General features: G+C 35.4%; 20 protein-coding genes and 1 pseudogene. 4 read left to right on the top strand and 17 right to left on the bottom strand.

Annotated features, from left to right (window positions below; genetic code table 11):
- Positions 1 to 4: 4 nt before the first annotated feature.
- The 16 genes and pseudogenes from CBF27_RS03685 to CBF27_RS14095 all read right to left on the bottom strand — a co-directional run bounded on the left by CBF27_RS03685 (position 5) and on the right by CBF27_RS14095 (position 12444).
- On the bottom strand, positions 5 to 556 hold the full coding sequence (locus tag CBF27_RS03685) for a P27 family phage terminase small subunit (RefSeq protein WP_126812561.1): 552 nt from the start codon (positions 554 to 556) through the stop codon (positions 5 to 7).
- Positions 557 to 663: 107 nt separating this feature from the next.
- Positions 664 to 1017 (bottom strand): HNH endonuclease, encoded by a 354-nt coding sequence (locus tag CBF27_RS03690; protein WP_126812563.1) that lies wholly within the window; start codon positions 1015 to 1017, stop codon positions 664 to 666.
- A 102-nt stretch (positions 1018 to 1119) separates the two neighbouring features.
- Positions 1120 to 1545: a DUF1492 domain-containing protein gene (locus CBF27_RS03695; RefSeq protein WP_126812565.1), complete on the bottom strand. Its 426-nt coding sequence runs from the start codon at positions 1543 to 1545 to the stop codon at positions 1120 to 1122.
- On the bottom strand, positions 1542 to 1763 hold the full coding sequence (locus tag CBF27_RS03700) for a hypothetical protein (protein WP_126812567.1): 222 nt from the start codon (positions 1761 to 1763) through the stop codon (positions 1542 to 1544). Before CBF27_RS03700 ends, CBF27_RS03695 begins: the two co-directional genes overlap by 4 nt.
- Positions 1756 to 3125 (bottom strand): annotated as a pseudogene (locus tag CBF27_RS03705) (SNF2-related protein). Before CBF27_RS03705 ends, CBF27_RS03700 begins: the two are co-directional and overlap by 8 nt.
- The gene (locus tag CBF27_RS03710) at positions 3125 to 3412 is read right to left on the bottom strand and encodes a VRR-NUC domain-containing protein (protein WP_126812570.1); all 288 of its coding nucleotides are present in this window, start codon (positions 3410 to 3412) and stop codon (positions 3125 to 3127) included. The pseudogene CBF27_RS03705 and the gene CBF27_RS03710 overlap by 1 nt, the downstream one beginning before the upstream one ends.
- A gap of 234 nt (positions 3413 to 3646) precedes the next feature.
- Positions 3647 to 5893 (bottom strand): phage/plasmid primase, P4 family, encoded by a 2247-nt coding sequence (locus CBF27_RS03715; RefSeq protein WP_126812572.1) that lies wholly within the window; start codon positions 5891 to 5893, stop codon positions 3647 to 3649.
- Entirely contained in the window at positions 5890 to 6285 is a 396-nt protein-coding gene (locus CBF27_RS03720; protein ID WP_126812574.1) for a DUF7768 domain-containing protein, read from the bottom strand. The genes CBF27_RS03715 and CBF27_RS03720 overlap by 4 nt, the downstream gene beginning before the upstream one ends.
- Entirely contained in the window at positions 6285 to 7079 is a 795-nt protein-coding gene (locus CBF27_RS03725) for a phage antirepressor KilAC domain-containing protein (protein ID WP_126812576.1), read from the bottom strand. Before CBF27_RS03725 ends, CBF27_RS03720 begins: the two co-directional genes overlap by 1 nt.
- Before the next feature lie 14 nt (positions 7080 to 7093).
- Positions 7094 to 7303, bottom strand: a complete 210-nt coding sequence (locus CBF27_RS03730; protein ID WP_126812578.1) for a hypothetical protein — start codon at positions 7301 to 7303, stop codon at positions 7094 to 7096.
- 80 nt (positions 7304 to 7383) lie between these two features.
- On the bottom strand, positions 7384 to 9324 hold the full coding sequence (locus CBF27_RS03735) for a DNA polymerase (protein ID WP_126812580.1): 1941 nt from the start codon (positions 9322 to 9324) through the stop codon (positions 7384 to 7386).
- 63 nt (positions 9325 to 9387) lie between these two features.
- The gene (locus CBF27_RS03740) at positions 9388 to 9951 is read right to left on the bottom strand and encodes a DUF2815 family protein (protein ID WP_126812582.1); all 564 of its coding nucleotides are present in this window, start codon (positions 9949 to 9951) and stop codon (positions 9388 to 9390) included.
- A 13-nt stretch (positions 9952 to 9964) separates the two neighbouring features.
- Positions 9965 to 11086 carry a DUF2800 domain-containing protein gene (locus CBF27_RS03745; RefSeq protein ID WP_211334614.1) on the bottom strand — a complete coding sequence of 374 codons (1122 nt, stop codon included), beginning with the start codon at positions 11084 to 11086 and terminating at the stop codon, positions 9965 to 9967.
- The gene (locus tag CBF27_RS03750) at positions 11079 to 11411 is read right to left on the bottom strand and encodes a DNA ligase (RefSeq protein ID WP_126812586.1); all 333 of its coding nucleotides are present in this window, start codon (positions 11409 to 11411) and stop codon (positions 11079 to 11081) included. The genes CBF27_RS03745 and CBF27_RS03750 overlap by 8 nt, the downstream gene beginning before the upstream one ends.
- Before the next feature lie 80 nt (positions 11412 to 11491).
- Positions 11492 to 12130 (bottom strand): hypothetical protein, encoded by a 639-nt coding sequence (locus tag CBF27_RS03755; RefSeq protein ID WP_126812588.1) that lies wholly within the window; start codon positions 12128 to 12130, stop codon positions 11492 to 11494.
- Positions 12131 to 12285: 155 nt separating this feature from the next.
- Positions 12286 to 12444: a hypothetical protein gene (locus CBF27_RS14095; protein WP_170174996.1), complete on the bottom strand. Its 159-nt coding sequence runs from the start codon at positions 12442 to 12444 to the stop codon at positions 12286 to 12288.
- Positions 12445 to 12745: 301 nt separating this feature from the next.
- Here CBF27_RS14095 and CBF27_RS03760 point away from each other — a divergent pair, with 301 nt between their 5' ends.
- From CBF27_RS03760 to CBF27_RS03775, 4 genes are all read left to right on the top strand, one after another.
- Positions 12746 to 12955: a helix-turn-helix domain-containing protein gene (locus tag CBF27_RS03760; RefSeq protein WP_126812591.1), complete on the top strand. Its 210-nt coding sequence runs from the start codon at positions 12746 to 12748 to the stop codon at positions 12953 to 12955.
- Between the two features lie 24 nt (positions 12956 to 12979).
- Positions 12980 to 14455, top strand: coding sequence for a HamA C-terminal domain-containing protein (locus CBF27_RS03765; RefSeq protein ID WP_126812593.1), 1476 nt, complete (start codon positions 12980 to 12982; stop codon positions 14453 to 14455).
- Entirely contained in the window at positions 14455 to 17058 is a 2604-nt protein-coding gene (locus tag CBF27_RS03770) for a DEAD/DEAH box helicase (RefSeq protein WP_126812595.1), read from the top strand. Before CBF27_RS03765 ends, CBF27_RS03770 begins: the two co-directional genes overlap by 1 nt.
- A 72-nt stretch (positions 17059 to 17130) precedes the next feature.
- Entirely contained in the window at positions 17131 to 19104 is a 1974-nt protein-coding gene (locus CBF27_RS03775; RefSeq protein WP_126812597.1) for a DNA methyltransferase, read from the top strand.
- A gap of 215 nt (positions 19105 to 19319) precedes the next feature.
- Here the strand turns inward: CBF27_RS03775 and CBF27_RS03780 are convergent, their stop codons facing one another.
- The gene (locus tag CBF27_RS03780; protein WP_126812599.1) at positions 19320 to 20822 is read right to left on the bottom strand and encodes a transposase; all 1503 of its coding nucleotides are present in this window, start codon (positions 20820 to 20822) and stop codon (positions 19320 to 19322) included.
- Between the last annotated feature and the right edge of the window lie 200 nt (positions 20823 to 21022).

The following is a 21022-nucleotide window of genomic DNA, read 5'->3' on the forward strand; positions in this document are numbered from 1 at the left end:
TTATTTATTTTCCTTTGCGGGCAGTAAGCAGCCTTTCCATTACATTATCTTGAGGATTGTTTCCTGTGTATTCTGATAGAGAGTTTTCTTTTACGATTTGAAATATCTCAAACCACAGTCTATTTGTTTGAGTCATATAATTTTGTCCCATTGCAACATATGGACTTTGAATAGCATTTCCTGTAGTAGGATGTTTTGCTAAAAAGCCATATTCAGTGATTGCCTCTTCGCATTGAATCCATCTTGCAACACTCATAGCATATCTTTCTAAGAGCTGGGGGGAGACGAGGGAGGAACAACCTCTTTCATGTAGCCATTTCCATGTATCTTTATAGACTTCTCCAGCAACTAAAGTCTTTCCATCTTTTTGGACTGCCTCTAACATTTTGTTTGGCTCTGGCATTTCTTCACCTTTTAAGTCTGCGGTGTTCTGAAATTCCATAACTGTAAGAGGTCTTCCACCAGGATTTCCTTCTGCTATTTTTTCTGCTAATGCTTTCTTTTTGGCTCCTGCTCCTATGCGAGCACCACCTCTATTAGTGCCGTCCTTGGCCATATATTAAAACACCTCACTTTCCACTTGCCCTATTACCCCCTTTGAAACTGCATTTTTTTACACGATGCCCCACGCCGCTGTCCGCTTATGAAAGTTTTAGAGATTTACTACCCCCACCGCTCACCACTTTTAGCTGTGATGCTTGAGTGACAAGACTTGCAAAGAGACATAAGATTACTAAACTCATTGCCACCACCTTTGGACAGTGGTACGATGTGATGCACTTCCTCCACAGGAGTAAGCTTTCCGTGTTTCTTACATTCCTCACAAAGGGGATACTCTTTGACGTATCTGTCTCTGATTCGTTTCCAAGCCCTGCCGTATCTTTTGTTGGACTTAGGATCTCTTTGGTACTTGTTATAGTTTTTATTTGTTAACCGCTTATGTTTTTCACAGTACCTATCATCAGTAAGCTTAGGACAGCCAGGATAGGAACAAGGACTCTTAGGTTTCCTTGGCATTCTAGCACCTCCTTTTTGGGCATGAAAAAACCCCCACAGATTTTCTGTGAAGGTTTAAAGTTTTTCTATCTTAATAGTATCAAGTAAGTCTATGAACATCTACTAACATTTCCTATCATTTTTCAAAAGAGTGGTTGTTTCTTCTAAAGCTCTGTCTCTAAGTCTATAAATATGCTGAATGCTATAATCCATATCAACTGCAATCTGCTCCCAAGTTTCGAAGCAAAGGTATCGTTTCTCAAGTAAGGTTTGATACTCCTGGTTCTTTACTTTCTTTATAAGAGCTACAATTTCAGTTTTCAAATCGATAAGCATATCAATGTCTTTATTGATTTCAGCTTGAAGGTCAATAATTTTATCTATAGCATCTGCCATTTTGGAGGTAGCTCTGTTAGGACTTCTTGGCATATCGGATAGGGTAGAAGTGGCTTTAGTAGCAAGTGCATTTAAAGACTCCACTTGCTCAAGCTTGCTATTAATTCTTTGGTCTAGACGATAAGCTTTATTTAAATAATCTTTTGCGTTCATGATGCTACCTCCTCATTCAGTTGTTTTATAAGCATATCTGGGTCAAGGCTGGTAAGAAGTCTATACCAGCCAGAATGAAAGAAACGTTCAACTTCTTCTTTTGTATTTAAAGCAGCTTGATTTCGTGGATGTTTATTTAGTTTTCTAAGTGCAGCACGGTAATCCTTAACTGCTGCTAGAACAATGGCATTAGCCAAATCTTCATATTTTTTATTCATTGCTTTTACCTCCCATTTGCAAGTTGACTTTAACAGCATCGATTAATGCAGACTGGGTATTATCCTTGTTTTTTAAAGCTTTCATCACTTGCTTGTCGATTGTGTCCTTTGCAATGAGGTGATGGATAATAACTGTCTTTTCTTGTCCCTGTCTCCATAGCCTGGCATTTGTTTGTTGGTAAAGCTCCAAACTCCATGTAAGGCTAAACCAAATCAGAGTAGAACCACCAGATTGTAGGTTGAGTCCATGTCCAGCAGATGCAGGGTGGATAACTGCTATAGGGATTTCTCCCTTATTCCATTTTTTTATTGAGTCGGAACTATCCAAGTTCTCCACCTTAAATCTTTTAGTAATTCGAAGCAAATCATGTTTAAACCAGTAAGCGATTAAAACAGGTTTACCGTTGGCCGCTTCTACTAAATCTTCTAAAGCATCTAGTTTTTTATCATGGATATGAACTACATTTTTCTCATCTCCATATACAGCTCCATTTGCCATTTGAAGAAGTTTATTAGATAAGGCAGCAGCATTAGAAGCGGTGATTTCATCCTCATCAATGGTTGCTACTAAATCCTTTTTCATTGCATCTAAGGTTTTACTCTCTTTTTCAGATAATTTCACTTCGACTTCATTTATAGTAAGCTTTGGAAGCTTAAGATAATCGGATCCTTTCATGCTTATGCTAATATCTGAAATCTTTTTATATATGGCTTTTTCTGCTCCTGGTTTAGGCTTATAAGAAAATATAATCTGTTGATTTCGTTTATCTGGAAGGAAATACTCATCTCTATATTTTCCGATGAATCGCCCAAGCCTTTCTCCCATATCTAAAAGTCTAAACTCAGCCCATAAATCCATAAGTCCGTTACTTGCAGGAGTTCCAGTTAAGCCTACAATTCTTTTTATCTTTGGCCTTACTTTCATAAGACATCTAAAGCGTTTGGCTTGATGATTTTTAAATGATGAAAGCTCGTCTATAATTACTGTGTCAAAGTCAAAGGGAAGAGAGCTATCTTCTATAAGCCATTTTACATTTTCACGATTTATAATATAAATATCTGCTTTTTGCATAAAAGCTGATTTCCTTATCTTTTCACTTCCTACAGCAACAGAATATTTTAAATCTTTTAGGTGATTCCATTTTTCAATCTCTGTTGGCCATGTATCTCTAGCAACTCGAAGTGGTGCGATAACTAAAATCTTATGTGCATCAAAGCTATCAAATAATAAATTGTTTAAAGCTGTAAGAGTTAAGACTGTTTTTCCTAACCTAAGCCCATATCCAAAAAGATAGCTGAGATAGGATTTCTTTCAATATATTCAGTAGCATATCTCTGATAATCATGGGGTATGAACTTCATCAGGCATCACCTCCTAGAATATTTCTAATTACTTCTTTTATTTGTTTTTCATCATCAAGAACATATACTTTAAAACCTAAGGATTTAAGAAGTTTATGCCTTGTAATTTGGATTGGTCTAGGTTTTTCACCTTTCCTTTTCACTTCTACAAATCCAATCCTTCCTGTAGGAAGAAGGATAAGTCTATCGGGCATCCCAGCAAAACCTGGACAGGTAAGTTTAAGACAAAGACCATTCAACTTTTTAATTTCTTTTACAAGTTTTTGCTCAATTTGTTTTTCACGCATTGACCTTCACCTTGCTACATATTTTAGTTAATGAATCCAAGAAATCGTTTTTAGCTATAAAGCCTTTATTCATCGGCTTTTTTGGCAAATAGATTCATCAGAATTTTAGGGGGAGTGTAGGTCGGTGTAGGCTGTCTATATAACTTTTATATATTTTTTTAAATTTATTTTTGTCTATATGAAAAAGTTGTAATATAGACATACACCGACCTACACTAATTACAAAATACTTACTTAAATAAACTCTGATTTTAGCCTTAAACCCTTAACGATAACGCCTTTATTAGTTCGCTTTCTTTCAAAGTTTTCTGATTCAAGAGCTGTATAGAAATCTGCTGTACTTCTTGTAAATTCACCAACCCTTAAACAAAAAGCACGGTACTCATCATAGATTTCACCCGACTTGGCTGTGTAGCTTCCATCAACTTCACAACACTCATTTAGAAAGTGTGCTAACCAGTTATTATTTTCTCTATAAATATCAATGGCATCTTGAACTTTCTTAGGTGGAGTTATGTTGTAATTATCATCAATTACTTTCTTGGCCCCTTCAATTATCCATGTAAGAATTGCACCACCAGCATTTTCAATGAGATAGTCCGTGTAATTTTTTATATCATTATTTCCTTCAATCTTTGCCTCAAAAGGAATCACAATAAGTCTTCTCCAAGTTCCCTCATCAATAGCTCCAACCTTTGGCAGGTGGTTCGTATATAAAACCAATGTGTGAGTCGGGATATAGCTAAAAGGATCTTTATATTTTTTCTCTGCATAGATTTCATCAGTAGAACAAAGCTGTTTTATATTAGAAGTATTTAGCCTCATACCTTCTTCAAGTTCAGCTGCAATAAGGAGTCTTTTTCCTTTTGCCTCGGCAAGCTCTGGCTTAACATTTCTTCTGCAGCCAACAGTAAGAATGTCGGCTGAAATATTACCACTATAGCTTCCTAAAACCCTGGCGATGGCATTCCAAAACGTAGATTTACCATTACGGCCTTCACCGTAGGCTATGATTAAAGCCTCAACATAAACTTTTCCTATAGCAGCAAGCCCCACAATCCTTTGCACATATTCAATGAGAGCTTTATCTTTGCTAAAAAACACATCAAGGGCATCAAGCCACTTATCCATTCCTACATCATCTGGACTTACAGATGTTTGCTTTGTTATAAAGTGGGAGTAGTTTGATTCCATTTTTGATTGGATACCTTGTCTTAAATCAAAAGTAGCCTCTGGTGTGTTCAGTAGAAAGCCATCTGTGTCCAGATCCTTAGGGAGAATCTCAAGCATAGGCTGTGCTTCTTTTAGTGCGGAAGATATCTTTTTGGAATCTCTTCTAGCGATGACATATTTTTTATAGGCAATAGCAGATTCATACCTTTTAAAAGACTCATCTTGGTCCTCGCCAAAGTCTTGTGCAGCCTTTTTTGCACCTTTTTCCATAACAATGTCAAGAGCACCGTTATCAGTCATTTCATTTAAAGCATTATTGATTTCGAGTTCAGCCTCTTTAAGCTGTCTAGTGGTTAATTCTTGTGCAACAGCTTGTGCTTTAGGTTTTGATTCCTCCCAAAAGCTACCGTTATATACTAAAAAATCAGTAGCAGGGGAGTACCTAAGAATTTCTTTATATTCATTGGAAAGAACAATGGCTTGACCTACATCTGAGAAATCTTCTGGCTTTAACTGAAGTTCTCCACCATAATCTTCTGGGGGAATGTAATCCTTTTGAGAAGATACTCTTTTACCAAAATTAACAGCACTATGCCATATAAGATTTAATTCATCCTCGTCTAGGGGCGGATTGCATTTTTCAGCCTCTTTAAGGAAGAGGGCATAGGCTTCATCTGTATTTCCAAGACGAACTATAACTCGTCCAGCATATCGGGACATGGTGCTATTTCTTGTTCCTTCAGGAACTTCCTCAGTAGAACTATCCCAATCTTCAAAGCTTGCAGCATCTAAATAATCTTCAATACTTTTAGTACCATCATGAATTTCTATGTTGGGAGTGCTAGTACCAAAGATGAACCTTGCACTATCAAGGGCGTTGTTATCAAAGTAGGGGAAAGCGGTCGCTATTTTTTGTTTTAACTTTGCATATTCGGCTGGGTCAGTTATTTCCTTAATCATGAAATATACATGAAACCTCGGCCTTGGTGTTCTTACCCCTTTTTGTTTCATATGGTTTCTACTGTAGGCAGCAACAAAAGGAATATCTTCAAATGTTGTAGCCACATCAGCCACAGTGACCCAATCCTTTGGGTCATCTGAATGATCGTTATCACAATCAAGTACAGCATTATCTGATTTGATAAAATTACTTGTGCTTCGATAGTTATTTTCAAATTTAGCTGAAACATGATCATATTTAATTGCGTCTATCATCGATGATTTATCTGTAACTATAATTTCTTTGGGATAGATACAGTTTGAAAGATTCCCTGAGGTGTTTGATGTATATAGAGTAAATCTAATCATTCAAGCACCTCCTCGCATTTAGAATCGAAATATCTTATTGGCATGTTCCTTCTTTTTGCTTTAGCAATTTCTTCAGCCATTCCCTCAGAAACTTTGTCAAAGACCCACAGTTCTTCACATTTACCAAGTAGGACAAGGGCAAAGTGAAGTCCAAGTTCTCTTTCCTTAATATCCTCATCATCTAAAAATTGAGGGTAGTGCAGGTGAGGTGCTAGAGGGAGATATCCTTCACTAACTGCAAATCTGCAATAGCCCTGTGCTTTTCTTGTGTTTCTTTCCATATCACCAGAGAAGGGAGAAGCAATGTAAACAAGAGGTCTGTACTTCTTCTTTAAAGCTTCGTAGGGAGTAGGGTCATAATAACCATCTCCGTTGAATTTATTTATAGTCATTAGGCTTCCTCCTTCTCTATAATTGGGAAAATCCCATCTTCCTTTAAGAGACTGTAAATAAACAATCTTCCTTTTTGTGTCCAATAGGTATGTGGCCTAGTGTGTATTGTTCCATCGTTCCCGTTATAGGAATGAGTCTTTGTACTGGTGTATCCCATCTGGGCATACTTTTGATATAAGAGCCATATAGAACTCTGCTTAAACTGGACTCCTTTTTCTTTTAGGTAACTATTCATTCTTTTAGCACTCCAGCCATAATCCTTAGCAATAACAGAAATGGCTACTAAATCCTTGCAGTTAAGAACTAAATCATAATAAGATGCCTTTGGTTTCATCTCCACAATCTGTTGATTTTGAATGGCAATAGTTTCTTCAAGTGCTTTTGCCTTTTCTCTTTCTTTTTTTAGTGCAGTAAAAGCTGCAATAGCGAGATCAGGGTCATTTAATAATTCATCTGTTGCATACAAACCATGTTTGCGAATAGAAGGGAGGACTTCGCTGGTTACCCAATGTTTAAATTCCTTAGCTTTGGGCATCTTGCTAGAAAGAATAAGGCTGTATAGACCAGATTCATTAATTATTGTCAGACCTCTATTTGGAATAGCAAAGGTCGTGTTTTCCGACCTTTGAAGTATTGTCTTATCTTCCTTATCAACATGGGTTAAAAGGGCATCCTTTGTATTTGAATAGCCTAGACTTTCAGCTACATCTTTGCCTACAAAATAGATTTGTTCATTAACAAGGGCAGTGCGGATAGAACCGAACTCTGGATTTTTATAAACTTCAAGCTTCATCTAAACAACCTCCTTTACTTTCTTAAAGCTTCTAGCTTGGATTTACTACAATCACGACAAAAGACAGAAGTACCATAAAGATCGCCTTCACCATCGCTAAAAAGCTGGGCTAGGTCTATTTCAACTTCACAACCACATTCAGGACAGGTACAAAAGACATTATCATCATGAATCTCTACAGTGACATCAAGACTGGGACTTACTTTTTCCTTTACATAAAACATAAAAACACCTCCAAAATTTAATAGGCAGGTACTGCCCTTATTATCTAAAGGACAGCACCTGCCAAAATCCGTAGTGTTTTTTAATCTTTTTTATAAAAACTTCCCTCAAAGCCTTCAGCACGTAGCTTCAAGTCACCAGCCCAAGGAGGAGCTTGACTCATAATTTCACATATCTCATCTACAGTAATATGCTTTTCTGCCTCAATAACTATCTCATCATGAATATGCATGACGATAGGAAAGTGTCTTAATTTCTCCATAGAAAAAACAAGAACATCCCTACTAATCGCTTGAACAATATTCTCCACAAATTTTGGACCATAGGACTGTATTCTTTCCCATTTTTTAGTCCCGCCAAGGCCTTCATAAGTAACACAATCTGAGCCAAACTGATTTAGACCAATACGAGGTTTTACATAGGATAATTTTCTGCCAGATGGAAGAGTAATAAAGAGCATTCCACTTCTGTAAGAAAACTCAATACCATGAGTATCGGTAGTAGTTCTTTCCCTAACAGTTTTAAGGGCAGCTCTATCAACGCTCCACCAAAATTCGACAATTTTAGAATTGGCAGCTCTCCAGGAATTAACTAAGGGTTTTAATTCTTCTTCAGTAAGCCCCATATCAAGAGCACCCATTGAAATTAAAGCACCGACAGAACCACCATAACCACATGCTAAATCAGCAACTTTTCCTTTATCTCTTAAAGGATCTCTTTTATCTATCTTCTCAATAGGTACATCAAACATTTGACTTGCTGTAGCAATATATAAATCTTCTTTTCTTCCGTAGGCATCAAGAACCCATTTTTCATTTGCAAGCCAAGCTAGGACAACTCTTTCTATTGAAGAAAAGTCTGCGACTATCAACTTATGATTGGCTTTTGGAATAAATGATGTACGAATAAGCTGGGACAAGACTTCTGGTGTGGAATCATAAAGCATATCTAAGGCCTTAGTGTCTTTATTAAGAACTAATTCTCTAGCTTCAGATAAATCAGGGATATTGTTTCTTGGGAGATTCTGAGGTTGCAAAATCCTCCCTGCAAATCGTCCTGTCCTATTTGCACCATAAAACTGGAACATTCCTCTAGCACGATTATCAGAACCTATGGCATTTTTCATGGTCTGATATTTCTTTACAGATGATTTTGATATCTGCTGCCTAAGAGTTAGTACTTTTGATAAATCTCCTGTGGCTGTTTCTAATAACTCGGAAACAATCTTTTTTCCAAGGCTTTCAGTTTCAAGGCCATTATAAGAGAGCCAGCCTTTTAATTGTTGCACTGAATTGGGGTTATCAAGATTTGTTAGTGCCTTCATTTCATCAATTAACTTAGTGCGAGAGTAGTCGTCTATTTCAATTGCGTTTTTTATAAAATCTAAATCAAGAAGAACGCCTCTATCATTAATTTCTTGATCTAGGTGATATTCATTCCATATTTGTTCTGGAACAGGGAACTTTGATAGTTTCATCTGTATTTCTAATTCAGTCTCCACATCACGTTTGTTATATTCTTTAAATGCTGACCATTTATCAAGGTCATGGTAGGGGAAGTTTCTAGTTCTTTTTCCATTAGAGATAGTAGGCTTACAAGGAGTACAAAAGTATCTAATCAAATCTTTTCCTTCCTTAAGCTTTTGTTTTTCTAGTCCTAAAACCGTACCGACACTGTCAAGAGATAGAGGAAGGCCCATATAGGCAGACCAAATCATACTGCACCTAAATGATTTGGGATCTAGATATTTTCCAGTAGGGTATCCTAAAAACCTTGATAGGCATATCCGTTCAAAGTTAGCATTAAAAGCCCATTTGATAATATGTGGGTCGGATAAAGCATTTAATATATTTTGAGGTAATTTTTCTTCCATAGCTAAATCCACAACTTTAACATCTCCGCCATCAACGGAATAGGCAAATAGTAAGATTTCAAAATCGGGTGACTCACAGTAGCGATAGACTCCAGACTTAGAAAGATTTACACTACTAAAGGTTTCAATATCAATTTCTAATGTTTTCATTAAATTCTCCTTTCCTAGATAGAAATAGAGCAGCAAGATTTAATCCTGCTGCCCCTAAAGTTTTTATGAAAGGAAATCATCATCTACATCTGTTGCAAAATCATCCTCGGCTCTTGATTTACCTCCAAGTGATTCACCATCTCTTATTTTTTGTAGGTTATTAAGACCACAAGCAATTCCCTTATTTCCGTTACTATTAAAAGCATAGAAGTTTATACTTGCTCTACCATATACACCACTGTAAACTTCAGAACGTTCAAGAATAGGGTCTAGATTGCTATCTACAATGCCTGGGGCAGTTGCTGAATTTGCGTTAACAAAATAGGCATTAGCATAAGCTTCGTCATCAGGTCTTTCAATATCCCCGTCTCTTAAAGGTTGCTTAATAGAAGATAGAGGCGGTACGGTTTTACCATTGCCTTTTAGTTTGCCTTCGCCTTCTTTATAAGCAGCCTCAATAGCAGCTTTAATCTTATTAAGAGTTCTAGTATCAGATTTTGGGATAATGAGTGATACTGAAAACTTTGGTGTACCACCATTAATTGATTTTGCTTCCCACACATTTGCATAAGACCACCTTGTATCTGGTCCTGTTATAACTTTCATTGGATTTGCATTTTTAGACATATGTTTGTCCTCCTTAATTTTCTTTAAAATCATCTACAGCTGTATTAATAGCTGGACGTTTATCACTCTCTGGAACGAGAGTAGGTTTGCCTTGAGGTTTCTCGACTAAATCAGATAGAAGTTCTGAAAACCTAGCTTTTCCTAGAGTTTTTTCCATGGCTGTGATCCCTTTGATTTTATGTTCGTAGGGGTCATAGCCGTTCAATGTAACAACTTCAATCACTTTTTCTGGGTTGATATATTTTCTATTACTTCTTCCTTCGACTAGCTTAAAACCGTGCCACTTCTTTCCTTGAAGTGCTGATTGAAGAGCATAGTCCTTAATATTAGAAGCCCAAGATGTGAGTTCATCAATTTTTCCAAGGATTTCTTCTATATCTTCATCTTCTAATAGAGGTGGGAGTTTAAACTCATATTTTGCAAGTTCAAGATTATGATCAGCTCTATGTCTGCACTCATGTTTAATCTTGCAAAAAGTACACCAGTCGCCACATCTAAACTCGCCTTCACCTTCAAGTGCTAGTTTTGCAGTAGGCTTTAAAACTGCATTAGCCCATTTATAAAGTTCATCTTTTGAAAGAGTAAAGGTGCTGATATTGTTTCTTCTAGGCTGATAGATGGTCATAGCTACAGTTTCAATATCATAAATACCATCGAAAAGCTCCAATGCCCCAAGTCCATATAATTTCATCTGCGAGTTGTCATTGGCATCAACTAAAATGCCAGTCCCATGCTTGTAATCTACTACACGAAGAGTGTCATCTGAAACAATGATGCAGTCACCAGTTCCAAAGCCACCTTCAGCATATTTTGAATAATCTAGTCTTTGCTCTATTAGAATTAAAGGGTCAGAGCATTTGGCTTTTGCATCTTCTAAAAGTTCTAGAATATAGGTTGCATAATCTGTTGCACATTCTTCCATTTCTTCATTGTAATACTCAAGATTAGCAGTAGGGTCTTTAGCCTTCATACCTAAAATAGTTTTTAGTTTATATTCACATAGGGTATGAGCTTCCGTTCCTTCAGCGGCATAAGAACTTGTTGTATCTTCATATTGCTGGCCAAGTCTTAAAGACGGAGGGCAGTTCAACCAGCGATGACTTGAAGAAGGTGAGAGGAGAGCATGTTTACCCATCACCTAATACCTTCACTTCTTCCAGTAGTTTCTTATACTTTTTTGGGTCAATCTCACTTAACTTACTAGCACCATGTTTTTCTAATAAAGCTTTAATTTCATCTGTATAACCACTACGAGATTTTTCTGCTAGAACAGCTCTAACCGATTCGAGGGTAAGATTTTCTTTAGTTGCTGCAGGTTGCTTTTTAGCTTCTTTCGCTTCTTCTGGGGATTCACCAGTTCCAGAAAATAAGTCTAGAAGTGAATCAGCTACAGACAAAAGTAAATTAGCAGCACTCTTTAACTCGTCTACGGTTTGGGATAGTTCGTTCATTTTACTCATATAGATTTACTCCTTTCATAATTTTTTTTGCCCTTCAATATCTAAAGGACATCGAAGGGCAAAATCCGTAGTAAAACTTTTTATTTCTCTAAAAAATCTTTTAAATTTTTGTTGGAAAGGAGTTTTTTACGAAGCTGAAGTTCTCTGTATCGAACACCATCAACTGTGATGCCTAAGAGTTTAGCTACTACTTTTTTAGCCTTCTTTTCAATGAGGCAATTAAATAGTAGCTGATCTTCAAAGGACAGACTTTCAAAAGCTGACTGTAAAATACTCCTTAATTCTTTATCTTCTAAAATGTTAAGAATATCCTGGCTATCATCAGCTGGAGTGAAAAAGCTGTCCTTTTCATCATTGTCATTAGCCCAATTCTTATCTAGCTCTACAGTACGGCTAGTGTTTTTACATTTGCATCTATCGCAGTCTTGGTTACATTTATTCGTGTCTTTATAGATGCAGGCGAATTTTCTATTACGATATCGTTCTTCCCTTTTTAGTGAGGTACTATTGAATCTATGAATATCTTCACTTTCTTTGGTCCTGCTAAGCCTAACTACATAACCAGCCTCTTCATCGTAGAACCATCTTTGTTTATAGGGGTTGTCCTCAGTAGGTGGTTCGGAAGAGGCAAAGCATGTTTTCCTGTCTACTTCCACATAGTTTCCATTTTCATCTTGTGCATAGTATTTTCTGTAATTTACTCTTTGATAGTTTTTCATTAGATTGGCTCCTTTGGTTTTCAAATTTGAAATCCGCCAGAGCCCTGAAATCCTCAAAACAAAAAGACGGCAGGGGGGAACACCTATAAAAGTGTCCCGCACGGCCGTCTTAGCGTTCTGGCGGATTCCAGTTATTAAGTTGTTGTTAAATGGCTTTATGCCACAGACTCTATAAGTTCATGAGTGATGTTTAGAGTTCCATCTGGGTTTGCAGTAATTATTGTAAGGCAGTTTTTGAGACGAATTTCTATTACTTTTTGGTCATTACTGATATCACAGATACGTTTGTTGTTGATGTTTCTGACTTCCTGCATGGTGGCTTCCTCCTTTCATAGATTTATAAGTACAGAAGAATCTTTAATAAATCGAAATAAAAAAACTGCTATTGGCTTGTACAATAACAGTTTATAAGTTATGAAATTGAGTTTACATGGCTGCGACTTTACTTTGACTTTACTATCACTTTAATTTTAAAGAGCCTATATTCAACTTTGAGAATGTAAAGGACAAATACAGAAATACAGAAAAAAGATTGTAAGATATATAGTTGCATGATAAAATGTAAATTAATACGAGAAATTATTAGTTGAATCTGTTTTATGTGGAGGCGAGATTGTGAGATTTAGCTATAATAAATTATGGAAATTGCTAATTGATAAGAAGTTAATGAAAAAGGATTTAATGGCTATGACAAATATAACTTCATCTACAATGGCTAAGATGGGAAAGGACCTACCAGTTAGCATGGAAGTTTTGGCACGTATTTGCAAAGCGTTAGATTGTAATATAGGGGATATTGTAGAGGTGATAAACGAAGATAAATGATAGTTTTCTAGAAAGGAGAATTAGATGAAACGGCTTTGTTATGCTTCTTTATTAAAAGTCCTATATCATTGTAAACCTTACAATGTTTCGCAAAGCTTAATCAATGGTACAATGCTTCTAATATTAGACGATTACGAAGATTTGACTGGAGATGATAATGCTGCATCAAGGATGGCTACAGGACATAGAAATGTTTCTTCTGAAGCTGGAGCAGAGGCAAGGAATGTCGAAGTCTCTATCGTTGTCGATTATTTTAGAGATAATGTCATCCCTTTACTCAATAAAGCGAAGATTAAGACTGCAATTTTAGCATTGAGGGATATTCTTGCCGATGATAATTCTATTCCAGGGGATACTCCGATATATCTTGAAAGCTTTAAGACTAAAGATGAGATCATTAATGAAACTGTATTTGATCCAGCAGAACTAATAGCTAATGTTTTTTTATATACTGTTGCCAATGTAAAAAGTTCTGAATTGAAAAATGAAATCAAAGAAGTAACAGATGAATATTTAAATTCATTTACTCCAATGATAGATAGTATTTCTCTTAGAAAAAATAAAGTTTCATCTACTGCCTCAATACAGAAAACTATCAAAGATAAAAATTTCAATGGGATATTTAATGAGGTCAAGCATTCAGAGGCACTTGCGTTAAAAAATAATAACGAGCTTAGAGTTTTTCATTTGAATGTGATTAATAATAAATTCTCTGATAGGGAGTTAAAAAGATTTCTTCTACGCAATATTGGAAGATATGTCTACTCAAGGGCCGAGCTAGAGCGATTTGTTATAGAGGATGATGTTGAAAGTGTGGGACTCACAGCATTGGCTAAACTAAAAAAATATAGCGGAGCTGGTCAATTAACAGGCGATACCCTTGGAGATATGATTCTATATACCTTTTTAGAGCAGGTTTTAGACGCACCAAAAATCATGAGTAAAATTGAGTTAACTACTACGGCGAGTCATTATGGGTGTAAAAGTGATGGTATACATTTGTTGGCGATTGATAGTGGCATGGGACAACCATACCATCAATTAGTTTTTGGAGCGTCACAGATCATTGGTGATTTGCGTAATGCAGTTGATAGAGCAATGGATACTGTAAAAGAAATAAAGGAAGATCCGTCAGCTGAATTAAGTGTTGTAGATAGCACTTTATTTGGACGAGTATTTGACAATTCAACAGCAGAATATATGAAAAATATTATTATACCAAGTAAGGGTGGGTTTGGTGCCATAGACCATGCTTATGGCATATTCCTAGGTTACACATTGGAGATTGACTCATCGGTGTTATCAAATCCTCAATTCCGTGTTGAAGCAGTTAATAAGATGAAAGAGGATATAAAGTCTGTTACACCTTACATTGTTGATAAAATAAATAGTATGGGCATGGGGGGATATTCATTTTATTTTTATGTCCTACCATTTAATGATGCTCCTGTAGAGAAGAAAGAAATAATACAAGATATGCTAACAGGAGGTGTGTCTTAATGGGTGGATATGACAATGTTGTTTTTGGGGAATTACTTTATAAAGATATTGATGATAATGAATATCTTAATGAGCTATATGAAAACATCCTATATAATTATTCCTTGAAATTATTTAAAATTAACAGGGAAAGTCGTGAGTTGGATATATCTGCAGCTTTACGTTTTGCTGATATACTTTCAAAGTCCGTACATAAAGAAAAATCAGACAAGCATAAGATTTGGGCTCAAGAAATAGTTGCTCTATTACATATGATTTATCCACAGGATTATAGGATTAAACATTATATGGGGTCGGTACTTCAAAGTACAGGTAATTACCGTGGGATGGATATGATTACCCCAGATTTCCAGCCTACGACATTACTGGAAAAACTATATACAGGATTTAATAAAGATTATTTGAGTATTCCTGCAGAGCCAGAACAACATTTTTTTCGTTCGCAAAAGATTGTATATGATAGATTAGAGGATTCTTACTTTAGCTACTCGGGACCTACATCAATGGGAAAATCGTTTATTATGCGTATGTTTTTGAAAAAACAAGTTATGGATGGTATCCGTTCTAACTTTGCTTTAATAGTTCCTACAAAAGCCTTAATTAATGAAGTTAGCAGTAAAATAATTAATGATTTGAAAGAGCTTCTTAAGGAACACAACTATAGGTTAATTACTTCGGCAGGAGCATTATCTTTAAAAGAGGAACATAATTTTATTTTTGTGCTTACTCCTGAGCGACTTCTTTATTTACTAATAGACAATCCAGCAATTAATATTGAATATTTGTTTATAGACGAGGCACATAAAATTTCAACTAAAGGAAGTCGTAGTGCGTTTTACTATAAAGTTGTGGATATGTTATGTAGAAAAAAGGAAAAACCTCATGTTATTTTTGCTTCACCAAATATCCCTAATCCAGAAATATATTTAAAGCTTATTCCAGAAGCATATAACATTAATGAACAAAAATTAACTACTTCTTTTGCCCCAGTAAGCCAAATGAAGTATTTGATTGATTTGCCTAACAAGAAAATAGAAATATTTAATGATAGTAACAAAAACTTTATTGAAGTTGCAAAACTTAACAGAGAGGCAACGGTATGTGAATTAATAACTCGATTGGGTGGGGATGGTCAAAATATTATTTATTGCCCTGGAATAAACAAGGCAATTACATACGCACTTGATTTCGCTAAAAACAAAGGAAAAAAAGATAATCAGGAACTTATTACTTTAGCTAAGGATATAAAAAATGAAGTTCATAGGGATTATTACTTGGCTGATTTAATTCCTAAAGGTGTCGCTTATCATATCGGTTATTTGCCTTCAACTATAAAAATGCGTATCGAGGAACTTTATAGAGAAGGCTTAATTGAAACTTTGTTTTGCACAAGTACCCTAATGGAAGGGGTTAATTTGCCAGCAGATAATTTGTTTGTTACAGATTATAAAATTGGAAGAGGTAGAATGTCAGCCATAGATTTTAAGAATCTTATTGGAAGGGTCGGACGAATAGAATATAACCTCTATGGCAATGTATTTCTCATGCGGCCAGAAGAAAAAATAAAATCAGAAATTTTTGTTGAGCTACTAAAGGAAGATATTCAAGAACAGAAGCTATCGGTTGTAACTGAATTGTCAAACAATCAAAAAGTAAAAATAGTTGAAAGTTTGGTCAAGGGCGATGTTCAGCTGACTCAATATCCTAAAAATCAAACTGTTGAAGAGTACTCTCTTATGAGGAAATTTACTGGAATTTTATTAAGAGATATAATGCAGAGCAATAAAAGCTTAGTGTGGAAGGAGTTTTCACATCTACTGAATAAAGAGATAGAGGAAGATATAAGGAATGTGTTTAATAAAAGAGAAAATAGACCAGATGATGACATTAATGTTTCAGTCGATCAATCAAGTAACTTAACAACAGCAATCATGAAAGGGCTAAAATATCCTACGATTAATGAAAATAATAATGTTGTGTATGGTGAATTATTAGACTTTTTAGAAGAACTTTGCAAAATATTCAAATGGGAAATATATGAAAAATCTACTCTAGGTTTTAGGAGTAAAGATGGAAGACACGGTAAATTAAGATGGTATGCTGTTATATTATCTCAATGGATTAAGGGGACAGGCTTGAGTTATATAATGGAAAAAGGTTTAGAGTATAAGCGTAATAGACCCAAGACTGGTGTCCGAGTAAACGGAAAAATTTTAGATTACAATGACTCTAAAGAACATAGGAATATTGCAATATCAGAAGCTTTAGATGCAATAGAAAATGTTATTCTCTTTAGTATATCTAATTATTTTTTAAGATTCTCGACAGAATACAAACGGATACATGAGGTAGAGTCCTTTAACAATGACTGGTATGAATATGTAGAGTATGGAACAACAAATCCACTATCTATAATGCTTCAAAGAAATGGATTTTCTAGGGAAACTTCAACTTATATAAGAAGGAATAGGGATGAGTATGTAGTTAAAACAAATGCAGGGGATATAAAATTAAGAAGCAGTTTAGCGGATTGTGGGAATGTCAGTGTCCAAAAAGAAGTTGAAGATATTAAATACAATATACCAGAGTTATTCGTGCATTAAATAATATAGAGCTTGATATATGAGGGGTAATGATTAAAATAAATAAATTTGAATAGAAGGAGAATATAGAAAATGAAAAATATTTTTGAAATAGTAGAAGAGATACTTTTAAGTGCTGATAAGTACCAATCAGAAGATAACAATTTGTTAAAAGCTAAAGTGTACTCGGACGTAATGATGATGGATGAAGAGTTGCTATCTCTTTTGTTAAGCAATGAGAGAATAAAGGATGAATTTTTTACGAAAGTAAAAGATACTCTAGTTTTTGACAAACAAAAATTTGCATGGCTTATTGAATCCAAAGAATTTCTACCAGACAGCTATACTCGATATTCTAATAAAATAGGTTTAACATCAAATGGGAACTTCATTTCTCAGAAGAACGACGTAGTTTTAGATTTTCCTTATAAAGATTGTTATTTGCAGGGCGGTCAAGATAAGGAAGATCAGAAAAGAGAAGAAATTTTCTACCACGAGACTATTGCGAGTGATGAAGTAACTAGAATGCTTGCCCCTAAAGTTTTTACAAATGCAAAACGTTATACAAAAGAAGGTGTCGAAGAAAATATTGAGTTTAAAGATGATGACAATTTAATTATAAAAGGCAATAATCTGGTCGCACTATCTAGCTTATTAAAAAGATACGAAGGTAAGGTAAAATTAATATATATCGACCCACCATATTACTTCCATACCAACAAGAAAGAAGATACTTTTGCATATAACAGTAATTTTAAGCTTTCTACATGGCTTGTATTTATGAAAAATCGTCTTAGTATTGCAAAAAAACTTTTGAGTGATGATGGTGCTATATTTGTTCAAATTAGTGATGATGGAGTAGGAGAGCTGCATACTTTAATGAAAGAAATTTTTAATGACAGTGAAAATAATTTTCTCAACAAAATCACTGTTAGAACTAAATCGCCATCTGGATTTGCGAGTGTAAATGCTGGTGTTTTTGAAACAGCAGAATATATAATATCATTTGCAAAAAATAAGAAAAAATGGACATACAATATACAATATACAGCATCTTTATATGATACGAATTATAAATGGATTATACAAAATAAAGAGGAAGATCATTCAAAATGGAAGATTGAAGATATTAATATTATTGTTGCTAATCAACATGGATTTGATTCTGTTAGGAATGCAAGAAGTAAACTAGGAAGGGAAGTATTTAATAATCTTGTTGGGCAATATGCATTGGAAAATGCCGATAATGTATTTAGGTTAACCGCTATAGGAAATGATGCTGGACAGAAGGTTGTTGAAGCAAGAGAAAAATCTAGAGAAAATAGAGATATAGTTTTTGAAGTTCAGCGTGAGGGTCAGTATACAGTTTATGTTTATAATGGTAACGAGATTGCATTCTATTCTAAAAAGGTGCGAGAGATTGATGGTGTTTTAACCCCTAGTATGCAACTTACAAATATTTGGTCGGATACGCCGTATGAAGGTATTGCATCTGAAGGTGGTGTAACTCTAAAAGGTGGAAAAAAACCTGAAAAGCTAATACAAAGAATTATAGAATTAAGTACAGATCCTAGGGATTTAGTTTTGGATTTTCATCTTGGGTCAGGAACTACAGCTGCCGTAGCTCATAAAATAGGAAGACAATACATAGGGGTAGAACAACTCGATTATGGAAAAAATGATTGTATAATTAGACTAAACAATGTAATTAATGGAGACCAATCAGGTATTTCAAAAATTGTTAACTGGCAAGGTGGGGGATCTTTTGTTTATTGTGAACTCCTAGAAAACTCCAAAGAGCTTATTGATGAAATTCAAAATGCAACGGATGCAACAATTACTGATATAAAAGAAAAAATATATAGAGATGAAAGAATAGTTCCATATATTACGAGAGATGAATTAGAGGCGGTTGATGTAGAGTTTGAAAAGTTGACCCTCGAGGAGAAAAAGATGGCTTTATGTGCATTGGTAGATAAAAATAAGCTGTATGTTAATTTATCTGATATTGACGATAAAGCATACAATATTAGTGATAAAGATAGAAAATTTACAGAATCCTTCTAGTATGAATTCGAAAACTAATTGGAAAAACTCAAACAGCTAAATAAAAGTACAAATTTAGCCAATTACAACCTATATATGAAAATAAGTGAACATTGAAAACAGAATATGCTATAGGAAAACAAATTGTAAATGAAAAATAGGGAATAGCAAAGCTAACCCTATGTAGTAGGGGTTTTTGAAAAAGTAAAGTCAATTGGAGTTACATTGCTGTTTATTTAAGCAATTTTACCGGGTAGTTCTTCAATAAGAGGAAGAATACTAAATCCGGTATGCTTAATCCATGCATCCAAGTGGACATTTACAGCAGCCATTATAGCCCTGGTAAACCTTTCCCTGGCACTACGGCAATTACCAGCTTCAATATCATAATCCTTGAATAACCTTTTATGTGTACGCTCCACAGTTGTACGGCGTTTAAGCATTTCTTTAAAAGTCTTAGAATCCCGTGCAACAGGTGGGAAGAGCCTGGGGTCATAGTCAGGTTTTATGTATATAGTTCTACCGTAAGGACTGTTTGAACAGGAGCAGGGTTTTTCAATCCCATGGTAATCAAACCAGCACCTGTATTTAATGCCTTTAGGATAGGAGTAACCGCAGTTATGGTATGGAATACCACCCATGCAGATAGGGTTACCATTGTCATCAAAGCAAAGTACACCTGGTGGTAAGTCTTTATTAGGGTACTTAGCATCAGAGTCAAGAGGAATAAAAGGGATCATGTTGTAGTGCTGGAGGAGTTTATAGGTTGGATAATTGTCCATTGCACCATCTGCAATATAATTTTTAAAACGGATATTAGGATAGAGTTTTCTGACCTCATCCAGTGAAAAGATGGCAATAATACTATCATGCCTCTGCGCTTGTGCTTTGCGCAAATATATAGGTAAATCATATGGACTGTCAGAAGCAGTAGTGCAAAACAAATTATCCCCATAAAACCATTGTTCACGGTAGCTATCCCAGCCCCAGGTAGCGTCGGGATCGGAATAGCGCCTTGGACAATGGCAATTATAAATACCTTTGGATTTACAATCACAAACCTTTACACCATAATGGTTGGCACCGGAGTAGAAAGGAGTTCCATCGGCAGCAATAGAAAAATTATTTGCATCCCCAAGTAATCCCATATCAAGGGATTTATCAACCACACACCGTGCAAGAAAAGCCTGCAATACAAACTCAGGACGGTACTTTGGTAATTTATCTCTTATAGCCAGGGAAGCGAATTTTTTAACAACACCATTATGTTTGGGCAAGGTATACTTTTTCCCTGCTTTAAGCTTTTTCCTGGGTTTGGCATAGAAACTACGCAATTTTTTCTTCCTTTTTACTTGTACTTTATGTGATGCTTGCCATAGGCGTTTTACCAAATCGTAATAAGAACTGAAAGCAGGTGCATCTCCGTATTCAAAACCGCAGATAGCGCAAAGAAGGCGGTCCGAGGAGACCTTTACAGCCCATTTGGGGATATCGTGTTCATCCTGGTCTAACATCAGGATTAGTGACCTGATGATACCCTGCTGGTTTTTAGCTGGCCGACCTGTATTAGAATATAGTGGTTTGATGATGGGATAAAGCGGGTTTAGGTTAAGCAGGTAAAGCTTAGAGATAGATTTATCTAAGCTGACCACCTTTTCCCTATCACTGTATAAAAAAGATAAAAGTTTTAACAAAAGGTTGTTCTGATACTCTTGATGAGCAATCCATTCCTGTAGCATATGAAACCTCCATAAATAAAGTATGGTAGAAAATACCATCTACTTCAATTATGGGGCGAACTGATGTTTGTCAAGAGAGATTGCAACCATATATGGGTATTATTAGGAGAAATTTTGTAAATTTTTTGTTAATAAATTAGTTTATAGATGAAACGATGTTTTCGGAAAAAGAAAACTGGAAATTATATTGGAATTAAGTG

It is taken from the genome of Vagococcus acidifermentans (genome assembly GCF_003987655.1).
Classification (GTDB): Bacteria; Bacillota; Bacilli; order Lactobacillales; family Vagococcaceae; genus Vagococcus_B; species Vagococcus_B acidifermentans.

What these genes read in the sequence shown, in the direction of transcription:
- CBF27_RS03775 (WP_126812597.1), top strand. Translation starts at nt 17,131, where the DNA reads ATGAAAAATATTTTTGAAATAGTAGAAGAGATACTTTTAAGTGCTGAT.
- CBF27_RS03750 (WP_126812586.1), bottom strand. Translation starts at nt 11,411, where the DNA reads ATGAGTAAAATGAACGAACTATCCCAAACCGTAGACGAGTTAAAGAGT.
- CBF27_RS03695 (WP_126812565.1), bottom strand. Translation starts at nt 1,545, where the DNA reads ATGAACGCAAAAGATTATTTAAATAAAGCTTATCGTCTAGACCAAAGA.
- CBF27_RS03770 (WP_126812595.1), top strand. Translation starts at nt 14,455, where the DNA reads ATGGGTGGATATGACAATGTTGTTTTTGGGGAATTACTTTATAAAGAT.
- CBF27_RS03715 (WP_126812572.1), bottom strand. Translation starts at nt 5,893, where the DNA reads ATGATTAGATTTACTCTATATACATCAAACACCTCAGGGAATCTTTCA.
- CBF27_RS03780 (WP_126812599.1), bottom strand. Translation starts at nt 20,822, where the DNA reads ATGCTACAGGAATGGATTGCTCATCAAGAGTATCAGAACAACCTTTTG.
- CBF27_RS03730 (WP_126812578.1), bottom strand. Translation starts at nt 7,303, where the DNA reads ATGTTTTATGTAAAGGAAAAAGTAAGTCCCAGTCTTGATGTCACTGTA.
- CBF27_RS03740 (WP_126812582.1), bottom strand. Translation starts at nt 9,951, where the DNA reads ATGTCTAAAAATGCAAATCCAATGAAAGTTATAACAGGACCAGATACA.
- CBF27_RS03690 (WP_126812563.1), bottom strand. Translation starts at nt 1,017, where the DNA reads ATGCCAAGGAAACCTAAGAGTCCTTGTTCCTATCCTGGCTGTCCTAAG.
- CBF27_RS14095 (WP_170174996.1), bottom strand. Translation starts at nt 12,444, where the DNA reads ATGCAGGAAGTCAGAAACATCAACAACAAACGTATCTGTGATATCAGT.
- CBF27_RS03725 (WP_126812576.1), bottom strand. Translation starts at nt 7,079, where the DNA reads ATGAAGCTTGAAGTTTATAAAAATCCAGAGTTCGGTTCTATCCGCACT.
- CBF27_RS03735 (WP_126812580.1), bottom strand. Translation starts at nt 9,324, where the DNA reads ATGAAAACATTAGAAATTGATATTGAAACCTTTAGTAGTGTAAATCTT.
- CBF27_RS03745 (WP_211334614.1), bottom strand. Translation starts at nt 11,086, where the DNA reads ATGGGTAAACATGCTCTCCTCTCACCTTCTTCAAGTCATCGCTGGTTG.
- CBF27_RS03710 (WP_126812570.1), bottom strand. Translation starts at nt 3,412, where the DNA reads ATGCGTGAAAAACAAATTGAGCAAAAACTTGTAAAAGAAATTAAAAAG.
- CBF27_RS03700 (WP_126812567.1), bottom strand. Translation starts at nt 1,763, where the DNA reads ATGAATAAAAAATATGAAGATTTGGCTAATGCCATTGTTCTAGCAGCA.
- CBF27_RS03765 (WP_126812593.1), top strand. Translation starts at nt 12,980, where the DNA reads ATGAAACGGCTTTGTTATGCTTCTTTATTAAAAGTCCTATATCATTGT.
- CBF27_RS03685 (WP_126812561.1), bottom strand. Translation starts at nt 556, where the DNA reads ATGGCCAAGGACGGCACTAATAGAGGTGGTGCTCGCATAGGAGCAGGA.
- CBF27_RS03720 (WP_126812574.1), bottom strand. Translation starts at nt 6,285, where the DNA reads ATGACTATAAATAAATTCAACGGAGATGGTTATTATGACCCTACTCCC.
- CBF27_RS03755 (WP_126812588.1), bottom strand. Translation starts at nt 12,130, where the DNA reads ATGAAAAACTATCAAAGAGTAAATTACAGAAAATACTATGCACAAGAT.